At 69.7% G+C, this 21,244-nt stretch carries 22 protein-coding genes; 9 read left to right on the top strand and 13 right to left on the bottom strand.

Annotated features, from left to right (window positions below; all coding sequences use genetic code 11):
• Positions 1-22: 22 nt before the first annotated feature.
• Genes IG196_RS21200 through IG196_RS21185 form a run of 4 tightly spaced genes read right to left on the bottom strand, consistent with a single transcriptional unit; the run spans position 23 to position 3,791 of the window.
• Entirely contained in the window at positions 23-1,357 is a 1,335-nt protein-coding gene (locus IG196_RS21200; RefSeq protein ID WP_192192884.1) for an MFS transporter, read from the bottom strand.
• Positions 1,358-1,402: 45 nt separating this feature from the next.
• The gene (locus IG196_RS21195; protein ID WP_192192883.1) at positions 1,403-2,476 is read right to left on the bottom strand and encodes a hypothetical protein; all 1,074 of its coding nucleotides are present in this window, start codon (positions 2,474-2,476) and stop codon (positions 1,403-1,405) included.
• 44 nt (positions 2,477-2,520) lie between these two features.
• On the bottom strand, positions 2,521-3,294 hold the full coding sequence (locus IG196_RS21190; protein WP_192192882.1) for an SDR family NAD(P)-dependent oxidoreductase: 774 nt from the start codon (positions 3,292-3,294) through the stop codon (positions 2,521-2,523).
• On the bottom strand, positions 3,291-3,791 hold the full coding sequence (locus IG196_RS21185) for an ester cyclase (protein ID WP_225616756.1): 501 nt from the start codon (positions 3,789-3,791) through the stop codon (positions 3,291-3,293). Before IG196_RS21185 ends, IG196_RS21190 begins: the two co-directional genes overlap by 4 nt.
• A 142-nt stretch (positions 3,792-3,933) precedes the next feature.
• Here IG196_RS21185 and IG196_RS21180 point away from each other — a divergent pair, with 142 nt between their 5' ends.
• A complete protein-coding gene (locus IG196_RS21180) occupies positions 3,934-4,656 on the top strand; it encodes a Crp/Fnr family transcriptional regulator (RefSeq protein ID WP_192192880.1) in 723 nt (240 codons plus the stop codon).
• Between the two features lie 22 nt (positions 4,657-4,678).
• Here IG196_RS21180 and IG196_RS21175 read toward each other — a convergent pair whose 3' ends face one another.
• The 3 genes from IG196_RS21175 to IG196_RS21165 all read right to left on the bottom strand — a co-directional run bounded on the left by IG196_RS21175 (position 4,679) and on the right by IG196_RS21165 (position 6,824).
• Entirely contained in the window at positions 4,679-5,656 is a 978-nt protein-coding gene (locus tag IG196_RS21175; protein WP_192192879.1) for a Bug family tripartite tricarboxylate transporter substrate binding protein, read from the bottom strand.
• Positions 5,657-5,697: 41 nt separating this feature from the next.
• Positions 5,698-6,138, bottom strand: coding sequence for an OsmC family protein (locus tag IG196_RS21170; RefSeq protein ID WP_192192878.1), 441 nt, complete (start codon positions 6,136-6,138; stop codon positions 5,698-5,700).
• Positions 6,139-6,266: 128 nt separating this feature from the next.
• Positions 6,267-6,824, bottom strand: a complete 558-nt coding sequence (locus IG196_RS21165) for a CHRD domain-containing protein (RefSeq protein WP_192192877.1) — start codon at positions 6,822-6,824, stop codon at positions 6,267-6,269.
• Positions 6,825-7,028: 204 nt separating this feature from the next.
• Here IG196_RS21165 and IG196_RS21160 point away from each other — a divergent pair, with 204 nt between their 5' ends.
• Positions 7,029-8,726, top strand: a complete 1,698-nt coding sequence (locus IG196_RS21160; RefSeq protein ID WP_192192876.1) for a long-chain fatty acid--CoA ligase — start codon at positions 7,029-7,031, stop codon at positions 8,724-8,726.
• A 25-nt stretch (positions 8,727-8,751) separates the two neighbouring features.
• Here IG196_RS21160 and IG196_RS21155 read toward each other — a convergent pair whose 3' ends face one another.
• Positions 8,752-9,660 (bottom strand): AraC family transcriptional regulator, encoded by a 909-nt coding sequence (locus IG196_RS21155; RefSeq protein ID WP_192192875.1) that lies wholly within the window; start codon positions 9,658-9,660, stop codon positions 8,752-8,754.
• A 102-nt stretch (positions 9,661-9,762) separates the two neighbouring features.
• Here IG196_RS21155 and IG196_RS21150 point away from each other — a divergent pair, with 102 nt between their 5' ends.
• The 7 genes from IG196_RS21150 (at position 9,763) to IG196_RS21120 (ending at position 17,113) form a co-directional block, all read left to right on the top strand.
• Entirely contained in the window at positions 9,763-10,506 is a 744-nt protein-coding gene (locus IG196_RS21150; protein WP_192192874.1) for an SDR family oxidoreductase, read from the top strand.
• Between the two features lie 105 nt (positions 10,507-10,611).
• Complete coding sequence (locus tag IG196_RS21145; RefSeq protein WP_153282851.1) at positions 10,612-11,115, top strand: sigma-70 family RNA polymerase sigma factor; 504 nt, start codon at positions 10,612-10,614, stop codon at positions 11,113-11,115.
• Positions 11,112-12,161, top strand: coding sequence for a FecR domain-containing protein (locus IG196_RS21140; protein ID WP_225616755.1), 1,050 nt, complete (start codon positions 11,112-11,114; stop codon positions 12,159-12,161). The genes IG196_RS21145 and IG196_RS21140 overlap by 4 nt, the downstream gene beginning before the upstream one ends.
• 73 nt (positions 12,162-12,234) lie before the next feature.
• Positions 12,235-14,730 carry a ferric-rhodotorulic acid/ferric-coprogen receptor FhuE gene (fhuE, locus tag IG196_RS21135; protein WP_192192873.1) on the top strand — a complete coding sequence of 832 codons (2,496 nt, stop codon included), beginning with the start codon at positions 12,235-12,237 and terminating at the stop codon, positions 14,728-14,730.
• Between the two features lie 99 nt (positions 14,731-14,829).
• The gene (locus tag IG196_RS21130; RefSeq protein WP_101489507.1) at positions 14,830-15,132 is read left to right on the top strand and encodes a DUF3649 domain-containing protein; all 303 of its coding nucleotides are present in this window, start codon (positions 14,830-14,832) and stop codon (positions 15,130-15,132) included.
• On the top strand, positions 15,129-16,754 hold the full coding sequence (locus IG196_RS21125) for a PepSY-associated TM helix domain-containing protein (RefSeq protein WP_192192872.1): 1,626 nt from the start codon (positions 15,129-15,131) through the stop codon (positions 16,752-16,754). Before IG196_RS21130 ends, IG196_RS21125 begins: the two co-directional genes overlap by 4 nt.
• Positions 16,751-17,113, top strand: a complete 363-nt coding sequence (locus tag IG196_RS21120; RefSeq protein WP_192192871.1) for a DUF3325 domain-containing protein — start codon at positions 16,751-16,753, stop codon at positions 17,111-17,113. Before IG196_RS21125 ends, IG196_RS21120 begins: the two co-directional genes overlap by 4 nt.
• A gap of 18 nt (positions 17,114-17,131) precedes the next feature.
• Here the strand turns inward: IG196_RS21120 and IG196_RS21115 are convergent, their stop codons facing one another.
• The 5 genes from IG196_RS21115 to IG196_RS21095 form a co-directional block, all read right to left on the bottom strand.
• Positions 17,132-18,121: a Bug family tripartite tricarboxylate transporter substrate binding protein gene (locus IG196_RS21115; protein WP_192192870.1), complete on the bottom strand. Its 990-nt coding sequence runs from the start codon at positions 18,119-18,121 to the stop codon at positions 17,132-17,134.
• Between the two features lie 70 nt (positions 18,122-18,191).
• Positions 18,192-18,548 carry a cupin domain-containing protein gene (locus IG196_RS21110; protein WP_192192869.1) on the bottom strand — a complete coding sequence of 119 codons (357 nt, stop codon included), beginning with the start codon at positions 18,546-18,548 and terminating at the stop codon, positions 18,192-18,194.
• A 21-nt stretch (positions 18,549-18,569) separates the two neighbouring features.
• Positions 18,570-19,565 (bottom strand): quinone oxidoreductase family protein, encoded by a 996-nt coding sequence (locus tag IG196_RS21105; protein WP_192192868.1) that lies wholly within the window; start codon positions 19,563-19,565, stop codon positions 18,570-18,572.
• Positions 19,562-20,470: a 3-keto-5-aminohexanoate cleavage protein gene (locus IG196_RS21100; protein ID WP_192192867.1), complete on the bottom strand. Its 909-nt coding sequence runs from the start codon at positions 20,468-20,470 to the stop codon at positions 19,562-19,564. Before IG196_RS21100 ends, IG196_RS21105 begins: the two co-directional genes overlap by 4 nt.
• On the bottom strand, positions 20,467-21,231 hold the full coding sequence (locus IG196_RS21095; RefSeq protein WP_192192866.1) for an SDR family NAD(P)-dependent oxidoreductase: 765 nt from the start codon (positions 21,229-21,231) through the stop codon (positions 20,467-20,469). Before IG196_RS21095 ends, IG196_RS21100 begins: the two co-directional genes overlap by 4 nt.
• Positions 21,232-21,244: the final 13 nt, after the last annotated feature.

Here is a 21,244-nt window from a genome sequence, read left to right as displayed (position 1 = left end):
CGGGCAGTGCCGGCGGTGCGTGCTACCGCTTGCCGAGCGCGCTCCGGGGCAGGGCCACCAGCATGAGCAGCGCCGACAGCACCAGCGCACCGCTCAGCACATACAGGCTGGCCGTGAAGCCGCCTGTGAGCGTCTTGAGCGCGCCCACCATCATCGGCGCCACCAGCCCCGCGCTGCCGCCGATGGTGCTGATGAGCGCAATGCCCGCCGCTGCGGCGCTCTTCGACATGAAGCTGCCCGGAATCGCCCACAGCACGGTGAAGGCGCTCGAGATGCCCATCGACGCGAGCGCCAGGCACAGCACGGCGGCCACGGGGCTCTGCATGAAGAGCGTGGTCAACGCCAGGCCGGCCGCGCCCGTGAGCGCGCCCAGCGCGAAGTGCCAGCGGCGTTCCTGGTGCCGGTCGGAGTGCCGCCCCACGAGGATGTTGGCCGCAATGCCTGCGATGGCGGGAATCACCGAATAGAAGCCGATCTGCAGCACGCTGAGCCCCATCGACTTGAGGATCGTCGGTTGCCAGAACGACAGCGCATAGATGCCCAGGATGATCAGGAAGGACATGAAGCCGATCAGCCACACGCGCCCGTCGCGCATCGCCGCGCCGAAGGTGTGGCGTCCGGCGGCGCCGTGCGCGGCCTGGTCCTCGGCCAGCAGGCGCGCCACGCGCTGCTTCTCTGCGGCCGAAAGCCACGGCGCCTGCGCCGGGCTGTTCGACAGCACGCGGAAGGCGATCACGCCCAGCAGCACGCTCGGCAGGCCTTCGAGCAGGAACAGCCACTGCCAGCCGCGCAGCGCCAGCACGCCGTCGAGGTAGGTCATCGTGAGCCCGGCGATCGGCCCCGCGACGATCGGTGCCGCGCCGAAGGCCATGAAGAACAGCGCGGTGGCCTGCGCGCGGCGGCGCGAGGGAAACCACAGCGTCAGGTAGAACAGCACGCCCGGTGCAAAGCCGGCCTCGAACACGCCGATGAGAAAGCGCAGCACGTAGAACTGCGTGGGCGTGGTGGCGAACATCATGGCCGCCGAGGCCAGGCCCCACAGGCCCATGATGCGCAGCAGCGTGGCGCGCACGCCGATCTTCGCGAGCATCAGGTTGCTCGGAATCTCGAACACCGCATAGCCGAGAAAGAAGATGCCGGCGCCCAGGCCGAACACCGCGTCGCTGAAGCCCAGCTGGTCCTTCATCTGCAGCTGCGCGTAGCCGACGTTGGTGCGGTCCAGGTAGTTCAGCACGTAGCAGGCACACAGCAGCGGCATCAGCCGCCAGGTGATCTTGCGAAAGAGCGCGGCGTCTTCGCGCGCATCGGCCGAGGCCGGTGTGCGCGCGTCGGTGGCATCGAGGGTGGCGGTGTTCATCGGTGTGTCTCCTTCTTGTTTGGCTGTGGTGCGTGTGCCGGCGGGTCAGGCCCGCACGAGCGTGCCGAAGCTGGTTTCGCCCCACAGGTGGCTCGTAGGTGCGCCCGGAAATAGCCAGTGCGGCGAGCACTCGGCCGACGGCACCACGTTGCTGAACCCGTGCAGCGCCGAGGTGCCTGCCAGCGTCTTCTCGAGCACCATCGACAGGTACTGGTCGTTGCTGCTCTCCTGCGTGTTGCCGTTGAGGATCACCTCCGCGCCCGTGGCCTGCGCATAGCGGCGGATGCCGTTGTGGCGCGACTGCAGCGGTGCCCAGCTGTCGGCCGCCACGCCGTTCTCGCTGCTCACGCGCAGGCCGTCGGCACCGCGGTACACCAGCGAATGGTTGCCTTCGGTGTGCCCCGGCGTGTGGACCAGCGCGACGCCCCGGCCAAGCTGCAGGCTGCCGTCGAAGGCGACGATGCGTTCGGCCGGCACCCCGTCCAGGCCGTGCGGGCAGTACCACTCGGCCTGCACGGGCAGCAGGCCCTGCACGTTCGCGAGCTCCTGGCGATGCACCAGCAGCTTCGCATTCGGCAGCAGGCCCGACGCACCTGCGCTGCCGAGCCAGCGCCGAACGTCCTGCGTGTGCAGGTGGTCGTAGGTGATGTAGTCGATCTGCTCGGGCGCCACGCCGCAGCTCGCAAGTGCCTGCAGCACCGTCTGGTAGACCGGCGCGATGGCCTTGTGCAGGAACTTCGGCGTCTGCTCGCTCAGGCGCTTGAAGTAGGGCGTTTCGTTGCCGGCCTCGAAGTCGGCCGGCGTGAAGAGCAGCGTGCGCAGCCGGCCTTCGAAGTCGTCGTACTGGATGAGCACGGTGCGCGCCAGCAGATGCACCATGTGCGGCTTGAGCAGCTGCTGCGAGTACACACCGGTGAAGGCGAACCACGCGGGGTACGGAATGCGCAGCAGGTTGAAGCTGCGCGCGAAGTGAACGGGCGGTGCGTCGAGCAGACGCTCGCGCAGGGCGTCGGCGCCGTGGCGGATGGCGCGCAGGCGGTCTTGCGGCATGGCGGCGTGGCGCGTGCCGTCGAGTTCGGCGATCTGCGCGAAGCCGGTGGGGTCGGGGTCTCGGGTCATGGGGGTCTCCTGTGTCTGGATGCGTGGGCTTTGGGGTTCGTCGCTCAGTACATCGAGCGCCCGCCAGAGATATCGAACACTGCCCCGGTACTGAACGAGCACTCGTCCGACGCAAGCCAGGCCGCCATCGCCGCCACCTCGTCGACGTCGACAAAGCGCCCCATCGGCACGCGCGAAAGCAGGGCGGTGCGCAGTTGTTCGCGGTGCTCGGCACGCACGCCCGCGAAGACGGCCGTATCAGCCGCCGACGGCGTGATGCAGTTCACCAGCACGCCCGATGACGCCAGCTCCTTGCCGAGCGACTTGGTCAGCGAGATGAGCCCGGCCTTCGACGCCGAATAGGCCGCGTTGAGTCCGTTGCCCTCCTTGCCTGCGACCGAGGCGATGTTGACGATGCGCCCGCGCCGCTGCGCGAGCATCACCGGCGCGATCGCGCGGCAGCACAGCCAGGCGCCCGTGAGATTGATGTCGAGCACGTCGCGCCATTGCGCTGGGGTGTGTTCCCACGCGGGCACGGTCGGCCCGAGCACGCCCGCGTTGTTGACGAGGACGTCGACGCGGCCGAAGCGCTCCTGCGACTGCGAAGCCGCGCGTGCGATCTGCACTTCGTCGCGCACATCGACCAGTGCCGTGACCACGGTGCCCAGCGGCGCCAGTTGCGCCACCGCATCCGCCAGCATCGCGGCCTCGACGTCCCACAGCGCGGCGCTCGCACCGTTCGCCAGGCAGCGCCGCGCGATGGCCAGGCCGATGCCGCGCGCACCGCCGGTCACGATCGCATGGCGACCTTCGAGCGGCCGGGCGAGCGCGTCGGTCATGCCGCAGCGGCCTCGGGTTGTGGCGCTGACTGGCCGAGCAGGCCGGCGACCAGGCCGCCCACCATCTCGGGAGGCACGCCCACCAGCAGCTGGCGCAGCATCGTCAGCGTGTCGAAGTACACGCGCTCGCAGACCAGGCGGTCGCCCTCGAAGATGAAGAAGGCGTTCATGCGGCAGCGAAAGCTGTTGCCCGTCGGCGGCAGGCCCTTGAGCGGGCCGCGGTGCGTGCCGAGCAGCCAGAACTCGACGATCACCGAATCGTCGGCATGGCGCAGCTGGATGATCTCGTGCCGCTGGTCGGGGAAGGCGCGGCGCGTGTCGGTGTAGTACTGGCGCACGTCGGCAATGCCGTCGTGCACCTCGCCGCTGGGAATCAGCTCGTAGTGCGGATGCGGAAAGGTGCCGAGCACCGCGTCGAAATCCTGCCGGGTCTCGTCGGCGAAATGGTCGAGCACGAGGCGCTCGCGGCGGGCTTGCAGGTCGGTCAGGGTGGTCATCGGGGTGTGCTCCATGTGACAGGGGTGGCAGGGGATATCGGGTTGCCGCGAATGCGTCGACCCGGGTGGCCTGCGTACTATCGACAGCCCCTCGAACCCAGACTGTCCGGTGTTGGCAATCGATGCCCCGGACAAACCCGCGATGCCACGCTCCTCCCTTTCCGCCAGCCCCGCCGAGTCGGATGCGCCGCACTCGCCCGTGCACAACAGCGACATGCGGCTGGCCGAAGACGTGCAGCAGCGGCTGCTCGCGGTGGCGCACCGGCGCACGCTGGTGCGCGGCGAATCGCTGTTCCACAAGGGCTCGTCGCCCGATGCGCTGTTCGGCGTGGTCAGCGGCTCATTGCGCGTGAGCGTGGTCGCCCCGGGCGGGCGCGAAGCGGTGATCGCGATGCTGGAGCCGGGCCACTGGTTCGGCGAGGTCTCTTTGCTCGTGGGGCGCGAGCGCGTCTACGACACCTGCGCGGTCGACACCACCGAGATGGCCGTGGTCGCGGCGGCCGACTTTCATCGGCTGGTGGCGGAGCACCCGGATGTGCACATGGCCTTCACCCGGCTCGTGTGCCTGCGGCTGCGCCAGGCGCTGGCCTGGATCGACGACGTGATCCTGATGCCGCTGCCCGTGCGGCTCGCGCACCGGTTGCTGACGCTCGATGCGCGCGCGGCCACGCCGGCGGAGGACGGCGGCGGCACGCTGCTGGGCGTGTCGCAGGAAGACCTGTCGTTCATGCTCGGCGTGTCGCGCCAGAGCGTGAACCGGCTGCTGAAGCTGTGGGAAGAAGACGGCACGCTGCGCGTGCGCTACCGCAGCATCGAGCTGCTCGACCGCGCACAGCTGGAGCGGCACGCGGCCACGCCGCCTTGAACGTGAGGCACGCTGGCGGGGTTCAATCCATCCGCGCGCCCGACGCCTTCACCGCCTTGTCCCAGCGCGGCGTTTCCGTTGCCAGGAAGCGCGCGAAGTCTTCGCTGCCCAGGTAGGCCGGGTCCGCACCCTGGCTCACCATGCGCTCGCGCACCTCGGGGCTGGTCAGCACCTGCTTGAACGCATCGCTCAGTTTGGCGACCACGTCTTTCGGCGTGTCCTTCGGCGCGAGGAAGCCGTAGAAGCCCACCACCTCGAAGCCCTTCACGCCCGACTCGATGACGGTCGGCACATCGGGCAGCGCGGGGTTGCGCTCGCGGCTGGTCACGGCCAGCGCGCGCACCTTGCCCTGCTTGTGATAGTTGGCGGCCTGCGGAATCGATTCGGCCATGAACTGCACCTGCCCGCCCATCAGGTCGGTGAAGGCCGGGGCGCTGCCGCGGTAGGGGATGTGCACCATGAAGATGCCGGTCGCGGTCTTGAACATCTCGGGCACGAGGTGGCTGATGCCGCCGTTGCCGGCCGAGCCGTAGTTGATCTGGCCGGGCCGCGCCTTGGCGTAGTCGATGAACTGCTTCAGGTTCTGCACCGGCAGCTTCGGCGTCACCAGCAACGCCAGCGGCTGCATGGCCGTGCGCGCGATGGGCACGAAGTCGCGCTGCGTGTTGTAGGGCAGCTTGCTGTAGAGCGCGCCGTTGATCACCGCCACGCCGGTGTTGGCCAGCATCAGCGTGTAGCCGTCGGCCGGGCTCTTGGCGACGAAGTCGGCACCCACCGAACCGCCCGCGCCGGGCTTGTAGTCGACGATCAGCGGCTGGCCGAGCACGGCCTGCAGCTTGTCGGTGAGCAGGCGCGCATGCTGGTCGAGCGGGCCGCCGGCCGGGAAGCCGATGACGACCTTGATCGGCTTGTCGGGGTAGGCGGCCATGGCCGCCGTGGTACCGAGCGCGCCGAGGGCGAAAGAAAGGACCGCCAGTGCGGTCCGGGTGGGCTTGTTCATGATCCGTCTCCTTGTTGTGGAGACGATCATAAGCAGCGCGATCAGCCGGCCAGCGTCGCCTTCAGCGTGATCTCGGGCACGCTTGCCAGCGCTTTCGACAGCGGGCAGCCGGCCTTGGCCGCGGCCGCGATCTGCTGGAACTTCGCCTCGTCGAGGTTCGGCACGCTGGCGTCGAGTTCCAGCGCGATGCGATCGATCTTGAAACCGTCGCCGTCCTTGGCCAGGCGCACGGCGGCGCGGGTGTCGATCTTGGTGGCGGCTAGGCCTTCCTTTTCGAGCGCGAAGGCAAAGGCCATCGTGAAGCAGGCCGCATGGGCCGCGCCGACGATTTCCTCGGGGTTGGTGCCGCGCCGGTCGTCTTCGAAGCGGCTGGCGAAGCCGTAGGGGTAGTCTTTCAGGGCGCCGGTCTCGGTGCTGACCTGGCCCTTGCCGGTCTTGCCGGCGCCTTCCCAGTGAACGCTTGCGTGCTTTTCTGCTGCCATGGCTATTCCTTCAGTCAGGGGGGTGGAGGGTTGCTCGGAGGGAGAACCGCAGGTATCGCTCCGAAAGCCGCGCCTGTCTGTAGTCGCAGGGCGCATCGCACGTGGCGATGATCGCGCCCGGGCCGATCTCAGACGCCGTGCACGCCGGCCGTGCTGTGCTTCATCTGACCCCGGACTTCGCCCGCCGGCCAGGCCTGGGTCGACACGCTGACGTACCAGAGGCCGGCCATGAGGTCGGCCATTTGTGCCGGCGTCAACGTGCTCGTGCCGGTCAGCTCATAGCCGTCGCCTTCCGGGTCGCGGCGCTCGGCCTGGCTGTGCGGCGGCAGCTGGATCACCAGCGGGCCGTTGCTGCCCTTGGCGGCCGGGCCATGGAAGCCCGCGCTCGTTGCCGGCCCGCTCAGGCGCGCGTAGTTCACGCGCCACTGGAAGCTGCCGGTGGCGAGCGTCAGGGTTCCGAACATCGAGCCGCCGCCCTTGCTGCTTTTCTTGGGGAGGGGTGGAACCACCTCCTCGGTGCCGAGCCAGCAGTCGGCCATGAACCAGGTCGGTTGTTCCTTGGGCTGCGAGGATGTCGCCGGCTCCTGCGGTCCGAACCTGGAGACCAGCGCGCAGCCTGTCGCGGCCAGCGTGGCACCGAAGAGGACGATGCGTCGGCGGAGGGTTTGTCGGGCGGGATCAGGCATGACAGGCGGGCACGGTGAAGCGGAGTCCGCACGATAGCCGATGCGTTCGCATGACCGACGTACGACAAATGGGCGTCGCCAAGGTGACGCCCCGAGGGCTTCCCCGATGGGAGCGGCGGCCGGTGCGTCTTAGGCTGGCGCGCTGCGCCTTTGTCGCACCGCTTTCTTCTTTCCCTTCCTTTCCCCCCCGCCCGTTCACAGACCATGCAACCACGCCCGCATTACAAGTTCTGGCCCAAGCGCCTCCCGCATTCGATCACCGTGCCCGCCACCTCGCTGTGGCACAACCTCGCGACCTCGGCGGCGCGCTACCCCGACAAGGCCGCGCTGGTCTTCTTCGGCCGCGTGCTGAGTTACCGCGACGTGGCCGACCAGGTCGAGCGGCTGGCCGGCACGCTGCATGCGCTGGGCGTGCAGCGCGGCGACCGCGTGGTGCTGAACATGCAGAACTGCCCGCAGCTGGTGATCGCGCATTTCGCGATCCTGCGCGCCAACGCCGTCGTGGTGCCGGTCAACCCGATGAACCGGGCCGAAGAGCTCAAGCACTACATCACCGACCCCGATGCCAAGGTGGCGATCACCACCGGCGACCTCGCGGCCGAGCTGGCCAAGGCCAGCGACGCACTGCCGGCCGAGCAGCGCCTGTCGCACGTCATCGTGACGCAGTTCACCGACGCCTTCGATGCCAACGTGACCGGCGACGACGCTCCCGCGCCGGCCTGGGCCGACTGGCTCGGCACGCGCCATCCGCTGCCCGCGCTGGCCGACGGCCAAGTGACGGCGTGGACCGATGCGCTCGCGGCCGGCCACCCGGCGCCTGCGCATGTGGTGGGCGCCAACGACATGGCGCTGCTGCCCTACACCAGCGGCACCACCGGCCTGCCCAAGGGCTGCGTGCACCACCATTCGAGCCTCATGCACAACGCGACGGCCGGCCAGCTCTGGGGCCAGGCGACGTCGGAGGCGGTGGTGCTGGCCGTGGTGCCGATGTTCCACATCACCGGCGTGGTGAGCATGATGCACACCTCGATCCTCGCGGCGGCCACGCTGGTCATCATGCCGCGCTGGGACCGCGACGTGGCGGGCCGGCTCATCTCGCGCTGGAAGGTCACGAGCTGGACCAACATCCCGACCATGGTCATCGACCTCATGGCCAGCCCCAACTTCGCGAGCTACGACCTCACGAGCATGACCCACATCGGCGGCGGCGGCGCCGCCATGCCGCAGGCCGTGGCGCAGCGCCTGTTCGAGCAGTACGGCCTGAAGTACCAGGAAGGCTACGGCCTCACCGAAACGGCCGCGCCCTCGCACACGAACCCCTCGGACCACCCCAAGCAGCAGTGCCTGGGCATTCCGTTCATGAGCACCGACGCACGCGTGGTCGACCCCGACACGCTGCAGGAAATGCCCATCGGCGAATCGGGCGAAATCATCATCCACGGCCCCGAGGTGTTCCAGGGCTACTGGAAGCGCCCCGACGCCACGAGGTCCGCTTTTGTCGAGTTCGAGGGCAAGCGCTTCTTCCGCTCGGGCGACATGGGCCGCATGGACGAGGAGGGCTACTTCTTCATCACCGACCGCCTGAAACGCATGATCAATGCGAGCGGCTTCAAGGTGTGGCCGGCCGAGGTCGAACTGCTGATGTTCCGCCACCCCGCGATCCAGGAAGCCTGCGTCATCTCGACCAAGGACGACTACCGCGGCGAATCGGTCAAGGCCGTGGTGGTGCTGCGCACCACGCACAAGGACACGACCGAGCAGCAGATCATCGACTGGTGCCGCGAGAACATGGCGGTCTACAAGATTCCGCGCAAGGTGGCGTTTGTGGATGCGCTGCCGAAGAGCGGGAGTGGGAAGGTGATGTGGCGGTTGCTGCAGGAAGCCGAGCAGCCAGCGGCTTGAGCCACAGCCACATCTTCTGCATCTGCTACGACGGCTGGCGCGCGTAGCGCCCCGGCGCCTGGCCCACATGGCGGCTGAACGCCGTGCTGAAGGTGCTGGCCGAGGCATAGCCGACGCGCGCGGCCACGTCTGTCGGCGCACAGCCGCCGCGGCGCAGCAGGTCCTTGGCGATCGCCATGCGCCACGCGAGCAGGTATTCCATCGGCGGCAGGCCGACGGCGCGCGAGAAGCGCTCGAAGAACGCCGAGCGCGAAAGCGCGGCCTTGCCGGCGAGTTCTTCCACCGTCCATGAACGCGCGGGGTCGGCGTGCATGTGCCGCACGGCGGCGGCCAGTCGGCTGTCGGCCAGCGCGCGCAGCAGCCCCGGCGGCGCGCCTTCGCCGGGCGCCGAGCGCAGCGCCTCGATCAGCAGCACCTCGACCAGCCGCCCGAGCACGAGGTCGCGCCCCGGCCGCTGCGCCATGGACTCTTCGCGCACGAGCTGCACCAGCAGCGACAGCCGCGCGACGCCGCGCATGTGCAGCACCGAGGGCAACAGCGACACCATCAAGGCGGCGTCCGGCGAATCGAAGGCGAAGTAACCGCCGAGCATGCGCACGTCGGGCGGGCCTTCGCGATCGCCGTGGCGGACCTCGCCGTGTGCGTCCTCGCGCGCCGCCTGTTCATGCGGATCGAGAAACACCGGCGGCGCCGGCGTGAGCCCCGACAGCGTGAAGCCGGGCGTGGCCGGCATCAGCAGGAAGTCGCCGGCGGCCAGCGCCAGCGGCGGCTGCCCATCGACCGTCAGGATGCAGTCGCCCTCGAGCATCGTGCAGAAGCTGGGTTGGCCGAAGGCCGTGTAGCGCACGGCCCAGGCGCCGGCGCCCGCGATCACCTTGGAATACACGGCGCGCGGCCGAAGCAGCGCGATGACCTCGGCGAGTGGATCGGCCATGGCTGGACTCCTGCAAAAGAAATGGCGACGTTCGATGGTAGCGAGTCCGGCCAGTGGCTCCTATCGTTGGGGCTCTTCATCACCCACCTCGAAGGAACCCCATTGAAAACCGCACTGATCACCGGCTGCTCGTCCGGCTACGGCCTGGCCACCGCACGCCACTTCCACGCCCAGGGCTGGCGCGTCATCGCCACCATGCGCACGCCGCGCGACGACCTCTTTCCCGACGCGCCGAACCTGCGCGTGCTGTCGCTGGACGTGACGCAACCCGACAGCATCGCCGCCGCCATCGAGAGCGCGGGCCCGATCGACGTGCTCGTGAACAACGCCGGTGTCGGTCTCTTCGGCGCCTTCGAGGCCACGCCCATGGCCACCGTGCGCGAGGTGTTCGAGACCAACACCTTCGGCATGATGGCCATGGCGCAGGCCGTGCTGCCGCAGTTCCGGGCAAGGCGCGCGGGGCTGCTGGTCAACGTCACCTCGACCGTCACGCTCGCGCCGATGCCGCTCGTGGCGGCGTACACCGCGAGCAAGACGGCCATCGAGGGCTTCACCGCCTCGCTCGCCTTCGAGCTGGCGGCGTTCAACGTGCGCGTGAAGCTTGTCGAGCCGGGCTACGGGCCCGGCACACGCTTCACCGAGAACGGGGCGCAGCGCATGCAGGGCCTGATCCCGCCGGACTACGCACCGCTCGCGCAGACCGTCTTCGCGGCGCTGGGCAATCCGACAGAAGTGACCACGGCGGCCGACGTGGCCGAGGCCGTTTGGCGCGCCGCGAACGACACGGAGGCGACGCTGCGCTATCCGGCGGGGGCGGACGCGGTCGCACTGGCCCGGCAGGCCTGAGCCGAGGCGCTCGGAAGCACGGGGAGGGCGGCACTGCGGCCTTTTTGCTTAAAATGAGAATAATTCTTATTTGTAAGCGGCGTTCCGGCCGCCGTGCCGCCCGCCATGTCCGCTGCCGAAGCCGCCTTCCAGCAAGTCCACACCCTCTACAGCGACCACCATGGCTGGCTCCAGTCGTGGCTGCGCAAGAAGCTCGGCAACTCGTGTGACGCGGCCGACCTGGCGCAGGACACCTTCGCGCGGCTGCTGACGGCGCGCAACCCCGAGGTCATTGCGCAGCCGCGCGCCTACCTCACGAGCGTGGCCAAGAACATCCTCGTGAACTGGTACCAGCGCCAGGCGCTGGAGCGCGCCTACCTCGAGGCGCTGGCCGTGATGCCCGAGCCCGAGGCGCCGTCGCCCGAGCAGCGGCTGGTGATCCTGCAGACGCTGCACGAGATCGACGCCATGCTCGACGCCCTCAAGCCGCTCGCACGCCGGGCCTTCCTGCTGTCGCAGCTCGACGGCATGAAGTACGAAGACATCGCGCGCGAGCTGGGCGTGTCGCTCGTCACGGTCAAGCGCTACATGCAGCAGGGCTTCCGCGGGTGCCTGGCGGTGATGGCATGAGCGCCATGAATTTCGAAACGTCGACGCTCGCCCCGCGTGTGCTCGACGAAGCCGCCGAATGGCTGATGCGGCTGCACGACAGCGCCGTCACCGACGAAGACCGCCGCGCCTGCGAGCGCTGGCGCCAGAGCCATCCCGACCACGCCCGCGCCTGGGCCCGCGCCGAACAGCTGATGAACAAGCTCGGCGGCCTGCCACCGGCGCTGGCGATGTCGTCGCTCGCACGACCCGCGCGCGGCAACGCGAACAACCGCCGCGCCACCCTCGGCCGGCTGGCCGTGCTGCTCGCGGCCGTGCCCGCCGGATGGCTCGGCTGGCAGGCGGTCGAGATGGCGGACGAACGCGGCTGGATGGCCGGGCACCGCACCGGCACCGGCGAGCGCCGCGAACTGCGGCTGGCCGACGGCAGCCGCCTCACGCTCAACACCGCCAGCGCGGTCGATGTGCATTTCGACGGCACGCAGCGCCTCATCGTGCTGCACGCGGGCGAGATCTTCATCGCCACCGCGCCCGACCCCGCCGCCGCACACCGCCCGTTTCGCGTGGCCAGTGCCGGCGGCACGCTGGAAGCCTTGGGCACGCGCTTCAGCGTGCGCAAGGAAGCGGGCGGCGCCACGCACATCGCCGTGCTCGAAGGCGCGGTGCGCATCACGCCCGACCGGGCCGCCGCGCGCGTGCTGCCGGCGGGGCAGCAGGCCCGCTTCACGGCCGACGGCATCGACAACGTCAGCCCGGCGGACGCCTCGGTGCTGGCCTGGACGCAGGGCATGCTGCTCGCCGACGGCATGCGGCTGGCCGACTTCGCCGCCGAGCTGTCGCGCTACCGCCCCGGCCTGCTGCAATGCGACGCGGCCGTGGCCGACCTGCGCATCTCGGGCGCCTTTCCGCTGGCCGACACCGACGGCGTGCTGCGCATGCTGGTGTCGACCTACCCGGTGGACGCGGCCACGCGCCTGCGCGGCTACTGGGTCACGCTCGTGCCGCGTACGGGACAAGAAGATGCAGACGCGACGGGCGCCTCGAAAAATATTTCGATCCGGGGGTGAGACTTTTTTTCGTTTCGGCTGGCAAGGAGGGTGAAGAACTCACCGTTGTTGCCCAACCGAAAGGCCCGTCTCCATGTCCGCATCCCGCCCGTCCGCCTTGCGCCCGTTCGCAGAGCGCCGCCTGAACACCGTCCTTCGCCATGCCCTGATGGCGCTCGCCCTCGGCGGCCTGGCCGGCGCGGGAGGGCCGGCCTTCGCGCAGGCGTCGCCATCGTCGTCACCGCTCGACGCCGCCGCGTCCCGCGCCTACGACATTCCCGCCGGCCCGCTGGGCCGCACGCTCGCCACCTTCGCGGCGGGCAACGGCATCGCGCTGTCGTTCGACCCGGCGCTGACGCAGGGGCGCAGCAGCCCCGCGTTGTCGGGCCGCTACACCGCGCGTGAAGCCATCGAGCGCCTGCTTGCGGGCAGCGGCCTGCAGGTGGTGGCGCGCACCGACGGCAGCTACACGCTGAACCGCCGCGAGGCCGGCGCGTCTGTCGCAGGGAACGCAGGGCAGGGCGGCATCGACACGCTCTCGCCCGTCACCGTCACGGCCGACGCCGACCGCAGCGGCACCACCGAAGGCACCGGCAGCTACACCACGCGCGCCACGGCGGCAGCCACGGGGCTGGCGCTCTCGCCGCGAGAGACGCCGCAGTCGGTCACCGTCATCACGCGCCAGCAGATCGACGACCAGAACCTGCTGTCGCTGGGCCAGGCCATGCAGAACGTGCCCGGCGTGTTTGCCGTGAGCTCCGACAGCGACCGCACCGACCTGTACGCGCGCGGTTTCTATATCGACAACTACCAGTACGACGGCGTGCCGACCACGGTCACGACCGACTTCTTCGGCGCCTCCACCAACGACCCGGTGCTGTACGACCGCATCGAGGTCGTGCGCGGCTCGACCGGGCTGCTCACCGGCGCGGGCAACCCGTCGGCTTCGGTGAACCTGGTGCGCAAGCACGCCGACAGCAAGGTGTTCGCCGGCAGCGCATCGCTCGCGCTGGGCTCGTGGAACCTGCGCCGCGGCACGGTCGACCTGCAGACCCCGGTGACCAAAGACGGCCGCGTGCGCGCCCGCATCATCGGCATGACGGAAGACCGCGACTCCTTCATCGACATGTACCACGGCCGCAAGCACGTGCTGTACGGCGTGGTCGATGCCGACCTGTCGCCAAGCACCACGCTGAGCGTGGGCATCGAGTCGCAGGCCACCCGGCCCACCTCGTCGACCTGGGGCGGCCTGCCGTTGACCTTCAGCGACGGCACGGCCACGCGCTGGGACCGCTCCAAGACCATCGGCACGCCGTGGACCCACTGGGACACGACCACCACCACGGCCTTCGCGAACCTCACGCACCAGTTCGACAACGGCTGGAAGCTCAAGGCCAACGGCTCGCACCGCGAGAGCAAGCAGAACGCCAAGCTGCTGTACCTCTTCGGCGGCCTCGACCGCCTTACCGGCCGCGGCCTGGGCTCGCTGCCCGGCTACTTCGAGCACGAGTTCCGCCAGAACAGCCTCGACCTGCAGGCCACCGGTCCGTTCAAGTTGCTGGGCCGCACGCACGAGCTCGTGGTGGGCGTCACCAACAGCCAGTCGCGCTACGTGGAGGCCAGCCATCCGCGCACCAGTGCATTGCCCAACACTGGCAGCTTCTACAACTGGAATGCGTCGTCGTACCCCGAGCCGGCCTGGGACCCGCTGAAGGTTTCGGGCATCACCAAGACGCGCCAGACCGGCTATTACGGCGCCGCGCGCCTGTCGCTCGCCGATTCGCTCAAGCTCATCGTGGGCGGTCGGCAGAACAGCTGGCGCTCCACGCGCCTGACCGCCGACGCCCCGACCACGCGCAAGCACGAGGTGTTCACGCCCTACACGGGCCTGGTGTACGACCTGAGCCAGAACTACTCGGTGTACGCGAGCTACACCGACATCTTCCAGCCGCAGAACTACCGCGACGCCAGCGGCGCCTACCTCGACCCGGTGACCGGCAAGAGCTACGAGATCGGCCTCAAGGGCGAGCACTTCAACGGCAAGCTCAACACCTCGATTGCCGTGTTCCGCGCCGAGCAGGAAAACGTGGCGCAGCGCGACGGCACCAAGCTCGTGCCCAACTCGAGCGAAGGCGCCTACTACGGCGCACGCGGCGTGACCAGCAAGGGCATCGAGCTGCAGGTGTCGGGCGAGCTGGCCCCCGGCTGGCAGCTGAGCGCGGGCATCGCGCGCACGCTGGGCCGCGAAGGCAACGGCGACCGCATCAACACCGCCATGCCGACCACGCAGGCCACGCTGTTCACCACCTACCGTCTGCCCGGCGAATGGCACCGGCTCACGCTGGGCGGCGGCGTCAACTGGCAGAACCGCACCTACCACGCGTACAGCGTGGGCGACGTCGACCTGCGCTACCAGCAAGGCTCGCGCGCGGTCGTGAGCCTGATGGCGCGCTACGCCTTCACGCCCAAGCTGGCGCTGCAGCTGAACATCGAGAACCTGTTCGACAAGAAGTACTACAGCAACATCGACGGGCAGGCCTACTTCGGCACGCCGCGCAACGCGGTGGCGACGCTCAGTTACGCGTTCTGACCGGAAAAAGGCGGGGGGCATGACCCTTTTTTCGTTCTCGTTTGTCATGTAGGGGAGGGACGCATTTCCGTGCCCCGCTTTCCTGTCCCCTCGTCCCCGATGAACACCCGCTCTTCCACCTTTTCTCCCGCCCTGCGGCTGCTGTCCCGCGTCGCGGCCGCCGTGTTCGGCGGCTACGCGCTGGCCTCGGCCGCCGCCGTCTTCCTGGCCGCCGTGCTGCCGGCCGGCCCCGCCGAGGCAGCGCTCGGGGGCATGCAGTTCAGCTTCGCGGTCTACACCGTCGCCGTGATCTGGGCGTTCGCGCCCGTGTCGTTGCCCCGCGCCTGGGCCGGCCTGCTGCTGCCGGCCGTGGTGCTGGCCGGGCTGGGCCTGGCCTTGCGCGGCGCGGGAGGCGGGGCATGAGCACGAAGACAACCAAGGCGCCCTCGCAAGGCGGCTTCCGCCAGGCCCAGGCCTGGCTGCACACCTGGTGCGGCCTGTGGTTCTCGTGGCTGCTGTTCGCGGTGTTCCTCACCGGCACGCTGGCCGTGTTCGACGAGCCCATCACCCACTGGATGACCCCGGAGCACCACGCCGAGGAAGCCGCCGCCGCAGCCAAGAAGGAGAAGGGCGAGCCCACGGGCGATCGCGCACAGCGCCTGGCCTGGGGCATGGCCTACATGGCCGAGCACCACCCGGGCGCCTCGATGTGGGAGCTGTGGCCTTCGGACGCGCAGGGCGGTGGCGAGCTGCGCGTGTTCTGGTTCGACGCCAACCGGCAGTACGCGGGCGTTGCACTCGACCCTGCCACCGGCAAGCTGCAGACGGAAGAAGGCGGCCACACGGCGCGCGCCACGCTGGGCGGCCACCACTTCGTCGACTTTCACTACGAGCTGCACGCCGGCACCGTCGGCCTGTGGATCGTCGGCATCGCCGCCATGGCGATGCTGGTGGCGCTGGTGTCGGGCGTCATCACGCACAAGCGCATCTTCAAGGACTTCTTCACCTTCCGGCCCAAGAAAGGCCAGCGCAGCTGGCTCGACGCGCACAACGCCGTGGCGGTGCTGACGCTGCCCTTCCAGTTCATGATCGCCTACACCGGCCTCGTGATCTCGGGCACCAGCTTCATGCCGGCGAGCAAGGTGCTGCACTACGGCACGGGCCCGGCGGCGCAGGTGCGCTTCGTGTCCGAGCTGGGCGACAGCGACAAGCCCGCCGCCACCGGCCGCGCGATGCCCGTGCCGGTGCTCGAACCGTTCGCGGCACGCGGCCAGGAACGCATGGGCCAGCCGGTGCGCGCGGTCGTCATTGACCACCCGGGCGACGCGGGCGCGCGCATCGGCGTGTACGGATGGAACGGCGACGACGAGTCCGCGCGCCGGCTCAGCGCCACCACCGGCATGGTGCAGTTCTCGGCCGCCACCGGCGAGGTGCAGCGCGTGCGTCTGCCGGGCGCCGCAGACGGCGGCGCGGCCATGCTCGCGCAGTCGGCGATGAGCGGGCTGCACATGGTCACCTTCGGCGGCTGGCCGATGAAGTGGCTCTACTTTTTGTGCGGCCTCGCGGGCACCGCGATGATGGGCTCGGGCGCGGTGCTGTTCATCGTCAAGCGCCGCCAGAAGCACCTCGGCGAATTCGGCGGCGCGACGGCGCGGGTCTACCGGCTGGTCGAAGCGCTGAACGTCGCGGCCATCGCCGGGCTCGCCATCGCCTGCGTGGGTTATCTGTGGGCCAACCGGCTGGTGCCGGTCGGTATCGGGCACCGCGCGGACCGCGAACTGCAGGTCTTCTTTGCGCTGTGGGCGCTGGCGCTGGTGCATGCCTTCGTGCGCCAGCCGGCGCGCGCGTGGCGCGAGCAACTCGGTGCGCTGGCTGCGCTGTGCCTGCTGCTGCCGGTGCTGAACTTCGTGACCACGGGCGATCACCTGCTGGCGCAGCTGTTGCGCAGTGACTGGGAAAGCCTCGGTGTCGAACTGGGCGCCGTCGCCTTCGGGCTCGCGGCGCTGGGTGCGCTGCGTCATCTGCGGCGGAAGGTGGCGCGATGACGACGGTGTGGGCTTCGTTGCTTGGCTTCGCGCTGGCCTATGCGGGCATGTCGTGCCTGAGCTTTGCCATGGACCGGCACCACGAGCAGCTCACGCGCGGACGTGAAGTGCCCGCGCGCTGGCGCATGGGCTTGCGCGTGATCGGCGTGGTGCTGCTGGCCGCGGCTGTCGTGCCTTGCGTGATGGCGTGGGGCGCCACGGTCGGGACGGTCGCGTGGCTGGGCTTTCTGTCGGCGGGGGCGTTGCCGGTGGCGCTGTTGTTGCCGTACCGCCCGCGTGCCGTCGCGTGGGGCGCCGGTGCTGCCGCCGTGGGCGGTGGTGCGGGGCTTGTTCCGGTGCTGGCGGGGCTGCTGCGCTGAGTCGCGCGGTGCCCGCCGTCAGTCCACCTTGATGCCCGCGGCCTTGACCACCTGCTGTGCCTTCGCGGTCTCGTCGGCGATGAACTTGTTGAACTGCGCCGTGGGCATGGTGAAGGGTTCGGCGCCGAGCTTCTCCAGCCGGTCCTTCAGCTCGGGCGAGACCATGATCTTCGCGACCTCGGACTGCAGGCGCTCCACCACGGGCTGCGGCGTCCTGGCGGGCGCGAACAGGCCGACCCAGAACAGGTAGGCCGAGCCCGGCACGCCGGCCTCCACAGTGGTGGGTGCATCGGGCAGGGCGGACGAGCGGCCGGCGGTGCCCACGGCCAGCGCCTTCAGCTTGCCGCTCTTGATCAGCGGCAGCGCCGACACCATCGGCGCGAAAAACCAGTCGACGCGCCCGGCCATCACCTCGGTCATGGCCTCGGGCGTGCCGCGAAAGGGCACATGCTGCGCATCGACGCCGGCCGCGAGGCGGAACACCTCGGCATTCATGTGCGTGGCCGAGCCGTTGCCCGCGGAGCCGTAGTTCAGCCCGCCGGGCTTGGCCTTTGCCTTGGCCACGAGGTCTTTCACATCGGTGAAGTGCGAAGGCGCGGTCACCAGCACGTTGGGCAGGCTGGCCATCGGCGTCACGCCCGTGAAGTCTTTCAACGTGTCGTACGACAGGCCCTTGTAGATCCACGGGTTCACGAGGTGGCCGGCTGAGTGCACCAGCAGCGTGTAGCCGTCGGCCGGCGCCTTGGCGGTGATGGCCGCACCCAGCGTGCCGCCCGCGCCGGGGCGGTTGTCGACGATCACGCTGGTGCCCAGCGCGGGCCCGAGCTTCTCGGCGACGAGGCGCGCGACGATGTCGGTGCCGCTGCCCGCCGTGAAGGGCACGACCAGCTTGATCGGTTGCGTGCCCGGCCACGCGCCTTGTGCGTGCGCGCCGCCGAGCGTGCACGCCGCGAGCGCCGCGGCGATCGTGAGCGCCTGTCGGCGGCTCCAGGGGAATGTCTGCTTCATGCGTCTTGTCTCCGTTGATTTGTTGGTGCGAGCGATGAATGACTGACTGACTGACTGAGAAAGGAGGGCGCTAGGCGGGCGGTGCGTTCGCCATCACCAGCGCCACCAGCACCGGGCGGTTGCTGCGGTTCTCGAGCTGGCGCTTTTCACCGGGTGCGAAGCGGCAGCTGTCGTAGGGCTGGAGCACGTCTTCCTGGTGTGCGCCGTCGAGTTCGCCGACGATGTGCAGCTCGCCCTCGAGCACGAGGTAGAGCTTTTCCATCGGCGAGCCGTCCAGGCCGGTGTGGCCGCCGGGCAGGATCTGGCTCATGCCCATCCACATCTGCGTCGAGGGGCCGGCTTCCTTGCCCTGCAGGCGGAGGCAGCGCATGTCGAAGTGGTTGGGCGCCTCGTAGTGCGGCGCCTCGCTGAAACGGGTCACATGCATGGCGATGTTCCTTCTCTCGGTTCAGGGACGCAGTACGACGCGGTCGGTGCTGCCCGACAGCACCAGCCGGTAGGCGTCGATCGCTTCGTCGAGCGCAAAGTGGCGTGCCACGGGAAAGGGTTTCAGCGTGCCGCGCTCGAAGCCTTCGCGCATCGCGTCGAGCTGCGCGGTGGAGGCGACGCAGTCCATCGCCAGCGAGTCGATGCCCACGTAGGTGTGCATGCCGCGGTAGAACGCGAAGATGTCGAAGGGCACCGCGCGGTCGTGCGTGGCAATGAAGATCTGCGTGGCCCCCTTGGCCATCGCCTTGTTGGCGGCCTCGAAGTAGGCGCTGCCCACGGTGTTGTAGACGATGTGCGCGCCGCGCCCGTCGGTGAGTTCGCGCACCTGCGCACCCACGTCGGCGTGGTGGCGCGCATCGACCACGTCGACCGGCGCGCTCGCGAACCCGGCGAAGGGCCCGGGGCCGCGCTGCACCGCGATCACGCGCGCACCGGCCTGCGCGGCGAGCTGCACCGCCGCCTGCCCGACCTTGCCGTTGGCACCCAGCACCAGCACCGTCTGGCCCGCCTGCGGCATGCCGCTGCGGCGAAAGCCCTCGTAGGCCGTGACGAAGGGCACGCCCACCGCACCGGCCTCGTCCATCGAGATGCCCTTCGGCTTGGCGCGCAGGGCCGCTTCGGGCAGCATCAGGTAGCGTGCATGCGAGCCGTCGCGCGTGATGCCGATGTCGCCGCCCGAGCCGTAGACCTCGCGGCCGATCCAATCCGCCGGCCCGCTCACGACGGTGCCCGCGAAGTCGCGGCCCGGCGTGCGCGGCCAGACGGCCTGCGGCATGAGGCCCAGCGCGGCCTTCACGTCGCTCGGGTTCACAGCGGCGGCGGCCACGCGCACCACGGCATGGCTGGGCGGCGCGGCGGGCTCGGGCTGCGGCGCGGCGTCCAGGTGCAGCGCCTCGAGATTGGCGGCCTTGCTGTTCACGCGCAGTGCGCGCGGTTCATGAAGGAGGGCGCTCATCGTGCGGCTCCTTGAACGGTGCGGGTGTCGGCCAGTCCCAGCATCGCGCGGGCCTTGCGCGGGTTGGCGACGTCGCCGCCCAGGCTGCGCAGGATGTCGCGCGCCTTCGCCACGAGCTGCGCATTGCTCTCGGCCAGCACGCCTTTCTCGAGGTAGATGTTGTCTTCCATGCCCACGCGCACGTGGCCGCCCAGCAGCCACGACTGCGCGACGATCGGGAACTCCGTGCGGCCGATGCCGAAGGCGCTCCAGAAGGCGCCGCGCGGCAGCAGGTTGCGCGCGTAGAGCAGCGTCTCGGGCGTGGGCGCGAAGCCGTACTTCACGCCGAGCACGAAGGTCCACATGGCGGGGCCGTCGAGCGTGCCGTCGGCGATGAGGTCCAGCGCCAGGTGGATGTCGCCCGAGTCGAAGATCTCCAGCTCGGGCTTCACGCCGGCCTCGCGCATCACCTTCGCCATGCGGCGCACGTTCTTCGGCGTGTTGATCACCACGTCGGGGCCGGAGTTCATGGTGTTGAGATCGAGAGAGCACACGTCGGGCCGGATGAGCGCGATGTGTTCCACGCGCTTCTCGGGCGGCAGCAGCGTGGTGCCGGGCGCGGCGATCTTCGGATCGTCCTCGCTCGGAATGAAGCGCCCGCCCGGCCCAGTCGTGAGGTTCACGATCAGCTCGCGGTTCTCGCGGCGGATGCGGTCGACCACCTCGCGGTACAGCTCGACCTCCATCGAAGGCTTGCCCGTGTCCGGGTGGCGCACGTGGATGTGCACCTGCGCCGCGCCGGCTTCGGCGGCGGCCAGGCATTCGTCGGCGATCTGCACCGGCGTGATCGGCAGGTGCGGCGTCTGCTCGGGCTTCACGAGGTTGCCCGTGACCGCGCAGGTGATGAGCGTCTTGGCGTTGTTCACAGGTGGCGCCCTCCGTCGACCACGATGCGCGTGCCGGTGACGAAGCGCAGCGTGGTGGCAAGGGCTTCCACGGTGGCGGCCACGTCGTCGGGTTTGCCGATGCGTCCCAGCGGCGTGGTGCTCGCCATCTTGTTCGCGAACTCCGCGCCGCGACCCGGTACGAAGCCCGACTCGACCGCGCCCGGCGACACCGACACCACGCGCACCGCGGGCGCCAGCGCCTTGGCCAGCGCGTCGCCCACCACGTCGAGCCCGGCCTTGGCCGCGACATACGCGAGGTTGCTGCCCACGCCCGTGAAGCCGGCGATGGACGAGATGTTGACCACCAGCCCATCGCCGGTCGCCTTGAGCATCGGCGCGAAGGCGCGGATGGTGGCGAACACGCCGCGGAAGTTGGCGCGCAGCAGGTCGTCGATGAGTTCGTCGGTCAGCGCATCAAGGTCGCCGGCCGCAATGGGCTGCGTGTGGCCCGCGCTGTTGACCAGGATGTCGCAGCGCCCGTGCGCGGCCTTCACTTCGGCCGCGGCGGCTTGCAGGCTCGGTGTGTCGACGATGTCGGCGCGGATCGCGCCGTGGTGCTGGCCGCTGTCCGAGGGCAGCGCGGCGGCGCGCGCGGCACCGTCGTCGCCGCTGCGGTGCAGCAGCACGCAGGTGGCGCCCAGCGCGGCCAGCCGCGTGGCCGTGGCATAGCCGATGGCGCCGAGACCGCCGGTGATGACGGCGATCTTGCCGTGGAGTTGGGATTGAGGGTCGAAGCTCATGGGATGAAGAGGC

Origin of the sequence: Variovorax sp. 38R (assembly GCF_014843395.1) — a bacterium.
Taxonomy (GTDB): domain Bacteria; phylum Pseudomonadota; class Gammaproteobacteria; order Burkholderiales; family Burkholderiaceae_C; genus Variovorax; species Variovorax paradoxus_H.
Note: the sequence above shows the minus strand (reverse complement) of the source record. Positions and strands in the feature narration are given on the sequence as shown.